This window comes from Streptomyces sp. NPDC043746, assembly GCF_056436485.1.
Genome location: NZ_JBWKCM010000011.1, coordinates 140,497 through 154,089, shown reverse-complemented (window position 1 = coordinate 154,089; position 13,593 = coordinate 140,497). Strand labels below are relative to the sequence as shown.

Annotated in this window: 10 protein-coding genes (1 of these 10 only partly in view); 3 read left to right on the top strand and 7 right to left on the bottom strand. The window is 75.6% G+C overall.

The window, feature by feature from the left end; translation table 11 throughout:
- The first annotated feature begins 20 nt into the window (after positions 1 to 20).
- Together AC0682_RS14960 and AC0682_RS14955 are read left to right on the top strand one after the other, a co-directional pair.
- Positions 21 to 902: a transglutaminase family protein gene (locus AC0682_RS14960; protein ID WP_478533176.1), complete on the top strand. Its 882-nt coding sequence runs from the start codon at positions 21 to 23 to the stop codon at positions 900 to 902.
- A 279-nt stretch (positions 903 to 1,181) separates the two neighbouring features.
- The gene (locus AC0682_RS14955) at positions 1,182 to 1,793 is read left to right on the top strand and encodes a response regulator transcription factor (protein ID WP_478533174.1); all 612 of its coding nucleotides are present in this window, start codon (positions 1,182 to 1,184) and stop codon (positions 1,791 to 1,793) included.
- On the opposite strand, the gene AC0682_RS14950 is transcribed toward AC0682_RS14955, so the two are convergent.
- From AC0682_RS14950 to AC0682_RS14930, 5 genes are all read right to left on the bottom strand, one after another.
- Positions 1,762 to 3,624 (bottom strand): ATP-binding cassette domain-containing protein, encoded by a 1,863-nt coding sequence (locus AC0682_RS14950; RefSeq protein WP_478533173.1) that lies wholly within the window; start codon positions 3,622 to 3,624, stop codon positions 1,762 to 1,764. The genes AC0682_RS14955 and AC0682_RS14950 overlap by 32 nt on opposite strands.
- The gene (locus AC0682_RS14945) at positions 3,621 to 5,522 is read right to left on the bottom strand and encodes an ABC transporter ATP-binding protein (RefSeq protein WP_478533172.1); all 1,902 of its coding nucleotides are present in this window, start codon (positions 5,520 to 5,522) and stop codon (positions 3,621 to 3,623) included. Before AC0682_RS14945 ends, AC0682_RS14950 begins: the two co-directional genes overlap by 4 nt.
- Positions 5,523 to 5,690: 168 nt before the next feature.
- The gene (locus AC0682_RS14940; RefSeq protein ID WP_478533171.1) at positions 5,691 to 5,822 is read right to left on the bottom strand and encodes a SapB/AmfS family lanthipeptide; all 132 of its coding nucleotides are present in this window, start codon (positions 5,820 to 5,822) and stop codon (positions 5,691 to 5,693) included.
- Between the two features lie 69 nt (positions 5,823 to 5,891).
- Positions 5,892 to 8,633 (bottom strand): class III lanthionine synthetase LanKC, encoded by a 2,742-nt coding sequence (gene lanKC, locus AC0682_RS14935; RefSeq protein WP_478533170.1) that lies wholly within the window; start codon positions 8,631 to 8,633, stop codon positions 5,892 to 5,894.
- A 165-nt stretch (positions 8,634 to 8,798) separates the two neighbouring features.
- Positions 8,799 to 9,776, bottom strand: a complete 978-nt coding sequence (locus AC0682_RS14930; protein ID WP_478533168.1) for an ArsR/SmtB family transcription factor — start codon at positions 9,774 to 9,776, stop codon at positions 8,799 to 8,801.
- Positions 9,777 to 9,932: 156 nt separating this feature from the next.
- Between AC0682_RS14930 and AC0682_RS14925 the strand changes: the two genes are divergently transcribed.
- Positions 9,933 to 11,180, top strand: coding sequence for an MFS transporter (locus AC0682_RS14925; protein ID WP_478533166.1), 1,248 nt, complete (start codon positions 9,933 to 9,935; stop codon positions 11,178 to 11,180).
- A 129-nt stretch (positions 11,181 to 11,309) separates the two neighbouring features.
- Here the strand turns inward: AC0682_RS14925 and AC0682_RS14920 are convergent, their stop codons facing one another.
- Together AC0682_RS14920 and AC0682_RS14915 are read right to left on the bottom strand one after the other, a co-directional pair.
- Positions 11,310 to 11,837: a DUF4265 domain-containing protein gene (locus AC0682_RS14920; protein WP_478533164.1), complete on the bottom strand. Its 528-nt coding sequence runs from the start codon at positions 11,835 to 11,837 to the stop codon at positions 11,310 to 11,312.
- Between the two features lie 193 nt (positions 11,838 to 12,030).
- Positions 12,031 to 13,593, bottom strand: the 3' portion of a protein-coding gene (locus tag AC0682_RS14915) for a hypothetical protein (RefSeq protein ID WP_478533215.1). 366 nt of this gene lie beyond the right edge of the window; the window shows 1,563 of its 1,929 coding nt (coding positions 367-1,929); its start codon lies beyond the right edge, outside the window; its stop codon occupies positions 12,031 to 12,033.

Here is a 13,593-nt window from a genome sequence, read left to right as displayed (position 1 = left end):
AGCAGGGGCATGGGTCGCATATGAGCGCGCAGGATTCCGGTACGGCCGAGCGGCGGCGGCAGTTCGCCGAGGAGGCCCGGTCCGAGCGGCCGGATCTCGCCCTGCTGTGTCTGCTGCTGGGCGCGGAGGCGGGCCCGGTCGGACCGGAGGAGCCGCGCCCGGTCCGGCCGGGTGAGCACTCCCCCGACCCGTACGGGATCGACGCGGCCCAGATCGAACTGGACCGGCTCGCCGGGCTGCTGCCCCACGGTCTCCGCTCCCCGGCCGGCTGGGCCGCCGCCCTGGCCGAACTGCTCGGCGAGCGGCACGGTTTCGGCGGCTCCCCGGCGGACTACCAGCGGCTGGAGTCCTCGCTCCTCCAGCAGGTGCTGCGGCGGCGCCGAGGGCTGCCGATCCTGCTCTCGGTCGTCTGGATGGAGGTCGCCCGGCGGGCCGGTGCCCCGGTCTACGGGGTGGCTCTGCCCGGCCACTTCGTCGTGGGCTTCGGGGATCCGGAAGAGCCGGTGCTGGTCGACCCGTTCGCCGGGGGTGCGCCGCTGACCGGCGAGGACGCCGGGCTGTTCGTGGCCGGGGCGACGGGGGCCCGGCTGGAGCCGTCCATGCTGGCACCCGCCCGGCCGCTGGAGACCGTACTGCGCGTCCTGAACAACATCCGGGCCTGGGCCGCCGCCCGCCCCGAGCGCACGGACGTCTCCCTCTGGGCCGTGGACCTCTCGCTGCTGCTGCCCTCGCACCCGGCCCGGCTGCGGTACGAGCGGGCCCAGCTCCTGGTCCAGCGCGGGGAGTTCCAGCGCGGGGCGGCGGAGATGGAGGAGTACGCGGAGGTCCTCGACGCCATCGAGCCGACTACGGCCGAAACCGTCCGGCACAAGGCCCGGGCGGCTCGCGCGCTGCTGAACTGAGGGGGGACCGGCCGGATTTCGGCGTCTATTCCGACCGGAAAGGCACTCCCCGGCCTGCCCGTGTCAGCCGGATTCGGCCGTCCCACCACCCCGTGCGCTCCCGCTGTACATCCGAACGCCCCCATCCGCGCCCATCAGGCACGGGAATCCGCCAATTCGTCGGCGCACCCGAATGCTCATGCGCTCCACTGGAGACCCGTCACCCGACGCGCACACGCCATCGCATTCTGCGATACGCCTGTAGTGCGCGCGCCAGGAGAGAATGTCGAGGGCAGCTTGATGACAACCGTTCTGCTGGTCCACACCGTGCCTCTGTGGCGCGCTTCGCTGGCCTCCCTGCTCGGCTCGGGGCAGGGAATAAGGGTGGCGACCGCCGACCGGGAGGCGATACGCCCGGCGCTCGACGGTTCGGGACCGGCACCGGACGTGATCCTCACCGACCTCGACTGTCCGGACACGCTGGACCTGCTGGCGGAGATGCGGTCGCTGGCCCAACCACAAGGCCTGGGCTGCCCGTTGGCAGTCCTCACCCGCAGCGACCGGCCGCGGGGGCTGCGCCGGGCCTATGAGGCGGGCGCCCGCGGCTATATCGACAAGTACCGGCCGGTGGACGATCTCTCCGAGGTCATGCACAAACTGGCCGACGGCGGGCGGCATATCGACGAGTCACTTGCCTTCAGCCTGTTACAGGTGGCCGACATGCCCTTGTCCCCACGGGAATTGAGCGTGCTCTCCCTGGCCGAGAGCGGGGAAACCGTCACGGGTATCGCGGGGCGGCTGCATCTCACCCAGGGGACGGTCCGCAATTACCTCGCCGCCGCCATTCGGAAGTCCGGCGCGCGCAATCGGGTGGACGCCATCAGGCGGGCGAAGGAGGCGGGATGGATTTGATCCCGCTGCCTCGGGGCGCGTCGTTCGACGACGCGTTCGACCGGCCGTCGTCGTGGAGCGACTCGTCCGGTTCCCAGAGCCCGGCCAGGTCCCGGTAGAGCGCCGAGGTGCGCAGCAGCTCCGCCGAGGTGCCGCAGCGGGTGCGGGGTCCGTCCATGACCAGGATCCGGTCGGCGCGGTGGGCCGAGCTGAGCCGGTGGGCGACGACCACCAGGGCGCTGGGCAGCGCGGCGAAGGCCAGTTCGGCGCGGGCCTCGGCCGCCGGGTCGAGCCGACTGGTGGCCTCGTCGAGCACGATGAGCGGCGGCGCCGCCAGATGGGCCCTGCCGAGGGCCACGAGCTGGCGTTCCCCCTGGGAGAGCCGGTCCGGTTCAAGGAGGGCGTCCAGGGAGCCGAGGCGGGCCACCAGGGGGGCCAGGCCGAGCGCGTCGACCGTGGCGGCGACGGCCCGGTCGGTCGCGTCGGGGCGGAGATAGCGGAGGTTGTCACGCAGCGAACCGGTGAACACGTACGCGTGCTGGGGCAGCAGGACCCGTACAGAGGTGGCGTCGGCCGCCCGTACCGGCCGCCCGAGCCACCGCACGGAGCCCGCTTCGGGCGCCTCCACCCCGGCCAGGACGGCGGCGAGTGTCGACTTGCCGCTGCCGCTCGGCCCGACGACGGCCAGGTGCTCACCGACGGCGACGGTGAGCGAGAGCCGGTCCAGGACGGGGTGCGCGGCGGGCCCGTAGGCGAAGGTGACGGCGTCCAGTTCGGCGACGGGGGCGTCCTGGTGCGCGGGTACGCCTCGGTCGCGACCGTGGTCCTCGGCCTCGTCCTCGGCCGGGGGCGGCGGCGCGTCCGTGAAGCGGTCCAGGACCACCAGCAGTCGGCCGCCGACCGTGGAGAGCATGGTCATCAGCGTCTGGACCGCCGGGGCCAGCGCCTGGGTGAGGTAGGTGAGTGCGCCGACGAGCGCGCCCGGCGTGAGGCCGTCGCGGAGCAGCCAGGGGGCGCCGAGGAGCAGGAGAAGGGGCGGACAGCGTCCGCAGACCGCCAGGGCCACCACCCGTACACCGGACCAGCGGGCCAGTGAACGGGCCGCGCGGACCTGGGCGTCGGCCAGTTCCCGGGACTCCGTCACCGTGCGGTCGGCGGCCCCGGCGGCGGCGATGTCCCGCAGGTCCGCGGCGGTCCGGCCCGCGTGGGCGGCGTATGCCTCGTCGGCGGTGAGGTAGTCGCGCTGGCGGGCGGCCATCGGCACCAGGGTGGCCAGGAAGAGGGCGGCGCCCAGGACGAGCGGGGGCAGCACGAGCAGCACGAGCCTCGGTTCCAGGGCCAGCAGCCCCGCGACCGCGCCGGCCGCCGTGAACACGAACGACCTGAGCGTCAGGACGAGTCCGGCCCAGCCGTCCCGGGCGATCTCGCTCTGGTGGGTGACCTGGGAGAGGGAGTGGGCGGTGGTGTCGGCCGGGTGCGCGAGGGCGGCGACGAGCGCGCGGGAGACCGCGCGCCGGACGAGCCCGTCGCGCAGCGGCTCCACCAGGTCCGCGAGGCGTCCGAAGACCCCGCGGGTGGCGAGCTGGGCGGGGAGCACGGCGACGGCGGCGACGGCCAGCCAGAGGAGACCGGTGAGCGGGCGCCCGGCGAGGAAGCCGTGGTCCAGCGCCCTCGCCACGCCGTAGCCGCCCAGGAAGGTCTGGACGAACTCCAGCAGGGACCAGCCGGCCAGCCGGAGGACAACTCCCGTGCGGGCGCGGAGGAAGGGGCGGGCGTCACGGGTGACCCGGGTGAGGGGGCCGGAGGGGGGGCCGCTCGGTGCGGCCGGTCGCGGTGGCCGGGGCGGCTTCACTGGACCCCCGCTTCCGTACGGGGCCGCGGCAGCGCCTCGCCCGTCCCCGCCTCCTGTCCCGTCCCTTCCGCCTCGGCCCGCTCATCCGCCTCTTTCGCCTCGTCCGCCTCGTCCGCCTCCGTACGGAACACCGCCCGGTACTCCGGATCGGCCCACAGCTCCTCGTGCGGGCCCGTCGCCCGGACGCGGCCGTCCTCCAGCCAGAGGACCTGGTCGGCGCGGGCGGCCGAGGAGAGGCGGTGGGCCACGATCACCCGGGTGCAGCGCCCGGCCCGCTCGTCGAGGGCGCGGCGGACATGGTGCTCGGTGACGGTGTCGAGGCCGGAGAGCGCGTCGTCCAGGATCAGCAGTCGGCCGGGGTGGGCGAACGCCCGGGCCAGGCCGAGTCGTTGGCGTTCGCCGCCGGAGAGCGGGGCGTCGGTGAGCGGGGTGGCGTAGCCGTACGGGAGGAGCCCGACGAACCCGTCCGCGCGGGCGGCGCGGGCCCCCTCCCGTACCGCGGCGGGCCCGGCGGTCCACGGCCCGAAGGCGATCGTGTCCTCGACCGTGGTGCCGGGCAGGGCCGGGCGGGCGAAGGCGTAGGCGATCTCGGGGCGCAGGAGCGCGGGGTCCATGGCGGTCAGGGGGATGCCGTCGAGGAGGACGGTTCCGGTGTCCGGGTCGAGCAGCCGTCCGACGACCGCCGCGAGGACCGACTTGCCGGAGCCCGAGCGGCCGACGACGGCGAGGGACGTGCCGCCGGGGACGGTGAGACGCACACCGGTGAGCAGCGGCCTTCCGTCCTGCTTCTCGTCCTGTCCCGCGCTCCGCTCCCCGTCCTGGCCTCCGCCCCGCTCCCCGTCCTGCCGTCCGCCCTGTACGACGCCGACGTCCCGGAGTTCGAGGTGGCCGGGGCCGCCGGGGACCGGGCCCAGCCCCTCGTGCGGCAGCGGGTCCAGGGTGAGCAGCGGGTCCAGGGTGCGGGCGGCGGCGCGGCTGCGGGCGAGGGCGCCGAGCGCTCCCGTGAGGGCGCCGATGCCGACGGCGAGGGCCGCGTACCGGGAGGCGGCGACGAGGTCCCCGACGCCGATCGCGCCCGCGTGGAGCCGCAGTCCGCCGACCGCGAGGACCAGCAGCATGAGGAGGGGCAGCAGCAGGGCGCTCTGGCCGGCGGCCCGCCCGTACACGGTCCAGGTGCGTCGGCCGTGGACCGCCAGGGTGGCGAGCGGTTCGAGGATGCGGCGGTACTCGCGGGCTCCGGTGCGGGCGGCGCGGATGGTGTCGGCGCCGTCGAGTGCCTCGGTGAGGCGGTGGGCGATGACGGACTGGGCGCGCTGGTAGTCGGCCCCGGCGTCGGCGGTGCGGCGGGTGAAGGTGTGCAGGAGGGCGACGAGGAGGGGCGCGCCGAGAAGGAAGGCGGCGGCCGTCCAGGGGTCGATGAGGAAGAGGCCGACGACCGCGCCGAGCGGGAGCAGGACGCCCGCGACGGCCCCGGCGGCGGTGACGGGTGCGGTCGCCGCGTCGGCGGTGCGGGCGGTGAGCCGGGCCGTGAGGTCCCCGGTCGGTACGGCGAGGGCGCGGCGGGGTTCGGCGGCCAGGACCCGGGCGGTGGTGCGGGCGCGGAGACGGGCGGTGAGCCGGGCGCCGGTGCTGGTGCTGAGCACGGCGGCGCCCGCGTCGAACCCGGTCTCGGCGAGGGTCAGGACGGCGCAGAGCAACAGCCCGCCCCAGGGCACCGGCCCGCCGCCGACGAGCCGGCCGACGGTGTGGCCGAGGGCTGCGGGCAGGGCGAGGGCGGCGAGCGCCCCACCGGTGGAGCAGAGGAAGAGCGCGAGGAGGGCGCCCGGGTGGCGCCGGGCGAGCCGACGTACGCCGGAGGGCGCCGGAGGGCGGAGGCGGGGGCGGGGTTTCGGCCGCACCTGGTCTTCCCTTCCTTCCGTCTCGCGGTGGCTCGCGGCTTCGGGTGTCCGCACGTACGCGCACGCCCGTACGTACGCCGCCGGTCCCGGGCGGACGAACCGCTCGGGACCGGCGGACGGGCCGCCCGGTCCGCCGGTGGGATCACCGGCGGACCGGGCGGCGAGGCGTCACGGGGTGCAGAGGGTCACGCTGAGGGAGCTGTACTCGCAGACCAGCAGCGAGACCTGGCTGCCCGTGGCGAGCTCGTCGAAGGACTCCTCGGCCGGGGTCTCCATCGCCTGAAGGTCCAGAAGCGCCATGATGGTGTTTCCTTTCTGGGACGGTAACCGGAACCCGTTGCTCCGGCTGGGTGTTGAGCGGTGGTGCAGCTACGACCCCTGAAGGAGCCGGTCCGTGGGGCCGCTCACGCGGCCGGGATGCGCCACCGGTGGAGCGGTGGCGGCGAGGAAGGGAAGGGTGACGGCCGGGCCCTGCGATGTGCCGAGGGCGGCGCCCAGGGCGAGCAGGCAGCCGGCGGTCCCGGTGGCCAGGTCCATCGACAGCCGCATCAACTGCTCGCCGGGAAAGGCGAGTCCGCCTTCGTGGGTGAGGGCGTGACCGGCCAGCAGGCGGGTGTGGAGGCGGATGGCCCGCTCCCTGGTCTCCGCGGCGCACAGGGGCGTGGCCGCCAGGTGCATGAGGAGTCCGGCCGAGCCGCGCAGCAGTCCGGGCTGGATGTAGAAGGCGGAGAGCGCGGCCGGGAGCAGGGCCCGGCCCGCCGCCTCCAGCTCCGGGTCGGCGCGGTGGGCGAGGTAGGCGTCGATGACGGCCGCGATCCCGGCGCTGCCCGCTCCGAGGTAGGGCATCAGCCGCTTGCCCTCGACGACGAGGAGTTCGCCGTCGCCCCCGGCCCGGCACCGGTCCAGGTCGCGCCGGATGGCGGCGGCGGCCAGGTCGAGCAGGGCGGGGTCCCCGGTGGTCCCGTACCGGCGGATCAGCAGCAGGGCCACTCCGGTCGCGCCGTGCAGGAGCCCCGTGCGGGGGGACGGCGGGCCGTCCACCAAGGCCCGTACGGCCAGGGCGGTGCAGCGGTCGGCTGCCGCGGCGAGCGCGGGGGCCTCGGCGGCGGAGGCGGTCCGGGCCAGGTCGTCGAGGGCGAGGCCGATACCGGCGTACCCGCTGTGCAGTCCGGGTGCCAGACCCTCCAGCGGCTGGTCCAGGACGATCCGGGCGAGGTCGGCGGCCTCGGCGGTGCGGCCGATCCGGTTCAGTGTCCAGGCGATGCCGGTGAGCCCGTCGTAGAAGCCGAGCGGGGAGCCGGAGGCCGGGTCCTTGGCCTGCCGCAGCAGCCACTCCTCGGCCGGCTCGCAGCGCGGCGCGCCGGTCTCGTGCAGGGCGTAGAGCACGCCCGCGGCGCCGTACGCGAAGGACTGACCGCCGGTCGCGGTGGCGAACTGGGCGATGTCACCGGGGAAACACCGGTCGTCGCGGTCGGGCGTGCAGGAGGCGGCGATGGCCCGGGCCATCGCGGCCCGGCTCTCCGGCCAGTCTCCGGGATCGGGCGGGAGCGGCCGGGAGGCGCCGGCGCCCACGCCCGTACGGGAATCGCCCGCGCCCGTACGAGGCCGGGCACCCGCATCCGTACGGGAAGAAGCGCCCGGGTCGGTACAGGACGGAGCACCAGCATCCGTCCGGCCAGGAGCACCCGCACCCCGCTGGATCTCCTCCACCGCCGACCGCAGCCCCTCCTCCCCCACCGGGAAGACGCGCGTGATCTCCCGGGCGAGCCCCGCCGCCTTCGTCCGGTCGATACCGAAGAGCGTGGTGAGCGGCAGATACAGCGCGAGGCGGAGACAGGCGAGCGCGTACCGGTCGATGTCGGTGCCACGCCGGTCGGGCGGGGCGACGAAGGCCGGGTTGGCGACGATCTGGCGACGGCGGTCGGCGGCCGGGGAGGCGGCCTCGAAGTCGAGCAGGGCGATCCGGCCGGACTCCTCGTCGACCATGACGTTGCTCATGTGCAGATCGCTGATGACGATGCCCCGGGCATGCACGGCCTCGACGGCGTGCTCGACCTTCCCGTACACCTCCTCGGCCCACGCCGCGTGTTCGGCGAGCAGTTCGGGGGCCGGGTCGCGCCGGGCGAGCGGGAAGCGGCGGGCGAAGACGGTGTTGAGGGTGGTGCCCGGCAGGTACTGGAGGACCAGGAAGTGGTGGCCGCCGACCTCGAACGCGTCGTGCACGGCCGGTACGCACTCCAGCCCCGCCAGCCGCTCCAGCGCGGTCCGCTCCCGCTCCAGCCGGGCGACGGCGTCCGCCCCGTCGGCGGCGAGTCCGGCGTACGGGCGGGCCTCCTTGAGGACGACCTGCTCGCCCGTACGGGTGTCCCGGCCGAGGTAGACCCCGCCGCCGTTGGAGAAGTGGAGCGCCTTCTCGACCGTGTACGGGACGTCCCCGAGTCCCACGGCGGCGCGGGCCTCCAGGTGCGGGCGCAGGAAGTCGGGCGGGGTCACCCAGGCGGGCACCCGGAAGGCCGGGCCCCGGTCGTCGGGGACCAGCCGCCCCTGCGGATCGGCCACGGCGGGGACGGGCCGCCCGTCGGGGCCCGTGCAGAAGCGGGCGGCGAACGCCCCGTACCGCGTGTGCACAGGCCCGTTCCCGCACCGCAGGTCGCTGAGGATGTACGGGCCGTGCTCGCCCTCCAGCAGCTCCGTCAGCGCGGCGCACACCTCGGGGAACGCCTCCTCGGAGTGCGGGTACACGGTGATGAACTTGCCGCTGCCCGCCCGGTCCGCGTACTTGGAGTTCCGCAGGGCCAACAGGGCCGGAGAGGGCACGCACTTGAAGGGCAGCCGGTGGGCCAGGCAGTGGGCCGCGACCCGCTCCAGCACCGATTCCGCGTTGTCGGCGGCGGCCGATATGTGGAGCTTCCACCCCTGGGCCGGCAGCCGCAGCCCGTCCGGGCTGAAGGAGAGCCAGTCACCGCGCCGGGAGCGGGTCCACCCCTCGGGTGCTCCGCCGCGGACGGGGGCGTAGAACGCCCGCTCCTCGGCGCCGGCTTCGAGGGAACGGTGGGGCGCGTCGTAGAAGCGGCGGTCCGCCTGGCAGTACGCGGCGTACTCCGGGTTCACGACATTCCCCTCGCTCGGCGTTCCGTGGCGAGAGAGAAATTGTCATAACGATGAGCGTCGCCAACAGTCACCGATGTCACGACTCATACATGCGCTCGACCCGTGCGGAGCGCATCGCCCGCCGGTGACGTCCCAGCTGCGGACGGGGGCGCGCGCCGGGCGCGTTCAGCCCGCGGCGCGCACCAGCCCGTCCCCCGCCGCCGTACGGAAATAGAGCACGGACCGTCCGTCCCGGCGGCGGCGCACCAGCCCCGCGTCCAGCAGGACCCGCAGATGGCGGCCGACGGAGCCCAGCCCCTGCCCGGTCAGCGCGGTGAGCTGGGTGGTGGAGAGCGGTGAGGCGAGCAGCACCAGAACGCCCGCCCGGGCCGGGCCGATCAGCGCGCCGAGCGCCTGCGGTACGGGTGCGCGCCCGGGGTCGGCCAGCGCGCCCGCGCAGGGGTAGACCACGCCGTAGCGGTGCGGGATGTCCCAGCAGGCCCAGCCCGCGTCGGCGGTGACGGGGACGAACACCAGCTGGGCGCCGACGAGTTCGCGCGGCGGGTTGTCGTACGTGTTGATCTGGAGCCGGCTCTCCCCCAGCCACCGCATCCCCGGCCGCATCCCGTCGAGCGCCCGCGCCCAGCCGCCCCGGCCCAACTGGGCGGCCCGGGCGATCACATCGGCCTCCAGCACCCGGCGCCGGGCGGGCCACTCCGGCTCGACGGTCCGCGTCCACACCCACTCCAGGAGGTCGGCGCTCCGCTGCGCCAGGTCGTCCCGGTCCAGCGCGGCGGGCAGCGGCCCACCCAGGCTCACGGCGATATCGGCGCGGGCCACCTCCGGCGGCGTCGCCCGGACCCGCCTCAGCTCCCGCGCGAACGGGTCCGGCTCCTGCCCGGCGGGAGGGGGGACCGGGGCAGGGGTGAGGAAGTCGGCGCTCCAGCGGGGGGTGAGGGCGGCACGGACGATCCGGGCGGCGAGCGGGTCGTCGGCCTGGAGCCGCCGGTAGACGGGCAGCCACCGCTCCAGCCAGGCCCGCTCCCGCGGATGCGCGGCGGTGGCCCGCTCCAGGGTCCTCAGGCTCGCCACGGTCTCCGCGAGCGGGGAGACGACGAAGCGGCTGCTCGCGAGGGTGTCGGTGCTGATCTGCCACCAGCCCATGGGTGCTCCCGGGTGACTTGGGGGGAGGCGTGCGCGGGTGGCGTCCGCGCGCGGCTCCACCGCCGACCGCCGCCGCACGGGCACCCCCAGGCCTCGACGTTTCGCCTGTACGCGAAAGATTAACCAGCCCGCGGACCGCCCTCGCAGACTCCGCTGATGCGCACCTACCGCGAACTCTTCCGCACCCGGGAGTTCCTCCCTCTCTTCACGACCGCCTCCGTGCAGGTGGCGGCGCAGACCGCGACCGGTCTCGCCCTCGGCACCCTCGTCTACGCCTCGACCGGCTCCCCGCTGCTGTCGGCGCTGGCCATGTTCGGCCCGTCCCTGGCCCAGGTGGCCGGGGCCCTCACCCTGCTCTCGGCGGCGGACCGGCTGCCGCCGCGCGCCACACTGACGGGCCTGGCGCTGCTGTTCGCGCTCGGCACCGCCGTACAGGCGGTCCCCGGGCTGCCCCTCTGGGCCGCTTTCGCCGTCCTCCTGGCCCTCGGGGTGGCCTCCTCGCTGGGCGGCGGGGTGCGGTACGGGCTGCTCAACGAGATCCTGCCGCGGCAGGGCTTCCTGCTCGGCCGCTCGGTGCTCAACATGTCGGTCGGCACCATGCAGATCGCCGGATTCGCGGTGGGCGGGGTGCTGGTGGGGGTCCTCTCGGCGCGCGGCACGCTGCTGGTCGGGGCGGCGCTGTACGTCGTGGCCGCCGCCCTCGCCCGGTTCGGGCTCGCCGCCCGGCCGCCCCGCGCCACCGGCCGGGCCTCGGTCCGGGAGACCTGGCGGACCAACGCCGCGCTCTGGTCCCTGGCCCCCCGCCGCACGGTGTACCTCGCCCTGTGGGTGCCCAACGGGCTGGTCGTGGGGTGCGAGTCCCTGTACATCGCGTACGCGCCGGGGCACGCGGGGCTCCTCTTCGCCTGCGGGGCCCTGGGGATGCTCGTCGGGGACACGCTGGTGGGCCGGTTCGTTCCGGGGCGGTGGCGCGCCCGGCTCGGCAGTCCGCTGCGGTTGCTGCTGGCCGCCCCCTACCTGGTGTTCGCCCTGGAGCCGGGGCTGCCCGTCGCGGTGGTGGCGGTGGTGCTGGCGAGCGTCGGCTTCAGCGCGAGCCTGCTGCTCCAGGAACGGCTGATGGCCCTGACGCCCGGGGAGCTGAGCGGTCAGGCGTTGGGGCTCAGCTCCTCCGGGATGCTCGCGATGCAGGGCGTGGGCGCGGCCGTCGCGGGGTCCATCGCCCAGCTGACCTCGCCGGGGACCGGGATGGCGGCGGTCGCTGCGCTCTCGGTGGCGGTGACGCTGGCCCTGGCGCCGGGGCTGCGGGCGGGGAGACCCTCGGGACGCGGGGCGGACCCGGCGGGCGGACTGCCGGGGGACGGATCACCTCGTACCGGTAACACGAAGGAGACGACGACCTCGTGACCGGCCAGGACACCCCCGACTCCGTCGAGGACGCCGTGCACGGGGCGCCGCGCGGCCGGCGGGAGGCTCCCGGGCGCCCCCACCACCTGCCGTCGGCCCCCACTGCCCGGCTCCAGGCCCACCCCCTCCTCACGCCTCCCGCCAGGCCTCCGTGGCGCACGAGACCTCGAAGTGCCACCACCCCTCGTCCCTCCCCCGGACGAGCAGCGCCTTGATCGCCCGGAGGTCCGCACCCTCGGGCACGGTGAGCGCGACCAGCGGAAAGTCCGCGCTGAACACCTCGCCGCCCAGCCCGAACGGGGCGAACCGCTCGTGCACGGCGCGGGCGTCCCGCCCGAGAGGGCCGTCCGGCACGGGCAGCACGCGTACGGTGCAGTTGCCGGATTCGGCCACCCGCCCGGTGGCCCAGTGCACACCGTCCGCGTCGGTCGTGAACCGTACGGTCTCGCCCTCGGCCACCCCGTCCTGGAGGAAGGGCACGTTGGCGACCCGGGCGGTGTCGGCGCTCAGCCGGGTCGCCCACAGCCCCTCGGTGTCGTACGGCAGCCAGCCCTCACGCGGCACGAAACGGAACCAGACCTTGATGTGCCGACCGATACCGGAGGCCGGACGGTCGTCACGGGCCGGGCGCGGCGGACCGGCGTCGGGCGGGCTCATGGCCCCATGGTCCCCCGTACGCCCCCCACCCGCGCGTCCGGGTCCGGCCTGGCGGCGACCACCGGACGCGGGAGACGGGGTGTCGGTTCACCCGGTCGCGGGCGGGGACGGGGGTCCCTGCCCGGATGGCGGAAACGCGGACGGCCCTCGTCCGGGGGGTCCGGGCGGGGGCCGTCGAGCGTACGGGCGGGGCTCAGCCCTCGCCGGTGAGGTCGATGGTGACCGTGCGCTCGGCCGGGGTCTTGCCGGTGAGGGCGGTCTTCATCGCCTGGGCCACGTCGTCCGCGTCGACCGGGTGCTGCCGGCCGTCGGCCTTGACGGCGGTGATGCCGTCGAAGACGCCGTCCAGGAGGGTGGTGATCGCCTTCTTGTCGTAGACGTCGACCAGTCGGCCGTCGACGGCCTTCATGGAGAGGATCTGCGGCAGCGACCTCGCCGGGCCGAACTGGATCTGCTTCGGGCCCGCCTTGATGGTGATCAGGTCGGACATCGCGGGCTCCGCGAACTCCTTCATCGCCCGGGTCAGTTCGGCCTGGGTGATGGTGGGTTCCCGGGTGGTGACGGGGAGTTCGACCACCTTGGGCCGGCCGGTCTGGACCTGGGCGCGGTAGGCGTCGCGGACGGAGATCAGCGACTGGCCGACGTCCAGGGTCTTGCCGGGCTTGCCCGGGACCGCGATCGCCTTGTTCGGCTCGAACCGGATCGTGCCGTCCTGGGACGAACCGGCGGTGCCCGCCAGGTCGTTCAGCGCGACGCCGAGCTTCTCCTCGTCGACCGGGATCACCGCGTCCGCGGTGCGCGCCCCGCCGAACAGCGAGCCGATCACCGAGACCGGGTTGTAGTCGCTGCCCGCGGCTCCGCGCACGGTCTCCTGGCTGTCCAGGGTGAGACCGGCCTTCTCCGGGTCCAGCTGCTGTTCCTTGCCGTCCACGGAGAGCGTCAGCGGGGCCCGGGACCGCTCGCCGAGAGCGGCCTCCAGCCTGACGACCGCCTCCTCCTTCGTGCCGCCGCCGATGTCGACCCCGAGCACCGTGGTGCCCTTGGGGACCTCGGAGTGGTTCAGTAGGAGCCCGGCGCCGTAGGCGACGCCGAGCAGCACGGCCGCGGCCACACCGAGGAGGACCAGCTTGGAGCGGCCCTTCTTGGCGGGGGCCGCGGGCGTCGGCTGCGGGCGCGCGGCGGCGGGGCGGGGCGTCGTGGGCGCGCCCGGGCCGCCGGACCCGTCCGCGAACGGGTCACCGTCGCCGGGGGCTCCCGGGAAGGGGCTCCCGGAGCCGCCGGGGCTCCCTGCGAAGGGGCCGCCGCCCGAGCCCGGGCCGCCCGGGAAGACGCCACCGGGGCCGTTCGGTCCGCCCGGGAACGTCGAGCGCGGCTCGCCGGGCACCACGGGGATGCCGCTCGTCAGCGTGTCGCCCGAGACGTGGCCGCCGGGGCCCGCGTCGGGTGCCGGGGACTGCGGCGTCAGGATCGCGGTGTCGTCGGAGAGCCGGGGCGGCACGCCACCGGGGGTGCCGGGGCCCATGGGGCCGGGGCCGCCCAGCCCGGGGATGCTGTCGAGGTCGGGGGTCAGCGACGAGGTACCGGGGACCGGGCCCGTGGTGGGGCCGGAGGGGCCGGGCGCACCGGGGGGGGACGGGGGGGGGGGGGGGGGGGGGGGGGAGGGGGGGGGGGGAGGGGAGGGGGGGGGGGGGGGGGGGGGGGGGGGGGGGGGGGGGGGGGGGGGGGGGGGGGGGGGGGGGGGGGGGGGGGGGGTAGG

Bases quoted from the DNA above. Each gene is read 5' to 3' on its own strand.
- AC0682_RS14960 (WP_478533176.1), top strand. From the start codon at position 21: ATGAGCGCGCAGGATTCCGGTACGGCCGAGCGGCGGCGGCAGTTCGCC.
- AC0682_RS14940 (WP_478533171.1), bottom strand. From the start codon at position 5,822: ATGGCGCTTCTGGACCTTCAGGCGATGGAGACCCCGGCCGAGGAGTCC.
- AC0682_RS14925 (WP_478533166.1), top strand. From the start codon at position 9,933: ATGCGCACCTACCGCGAACTCTTCCGCACCCGGGAGTTCCTCCCTCTC.
- AC0682_RS14955 (WP_478533174.1), top strand. From the start codon at position 1,182: ATGACAACCGTTCTGCTGGTCCACACCGTGCCTCTGTGGCGCGCTTCG.
- AC0682_RS14920 (WP_478533164.1), bottom strand. From the start codon at position 11,837: ATGAGCCCGCCCGACGCCGGTCCGCCGCGCCCGGCCCGTGACGACCGT.
- AC0682_RS14930 (WP_478533168.1), bottom strand. From the start codon at position 9,776: ATGGGCTGGTGGCAGATCAGCACCGACACCCTCGCGAGCAGCCGCTTC.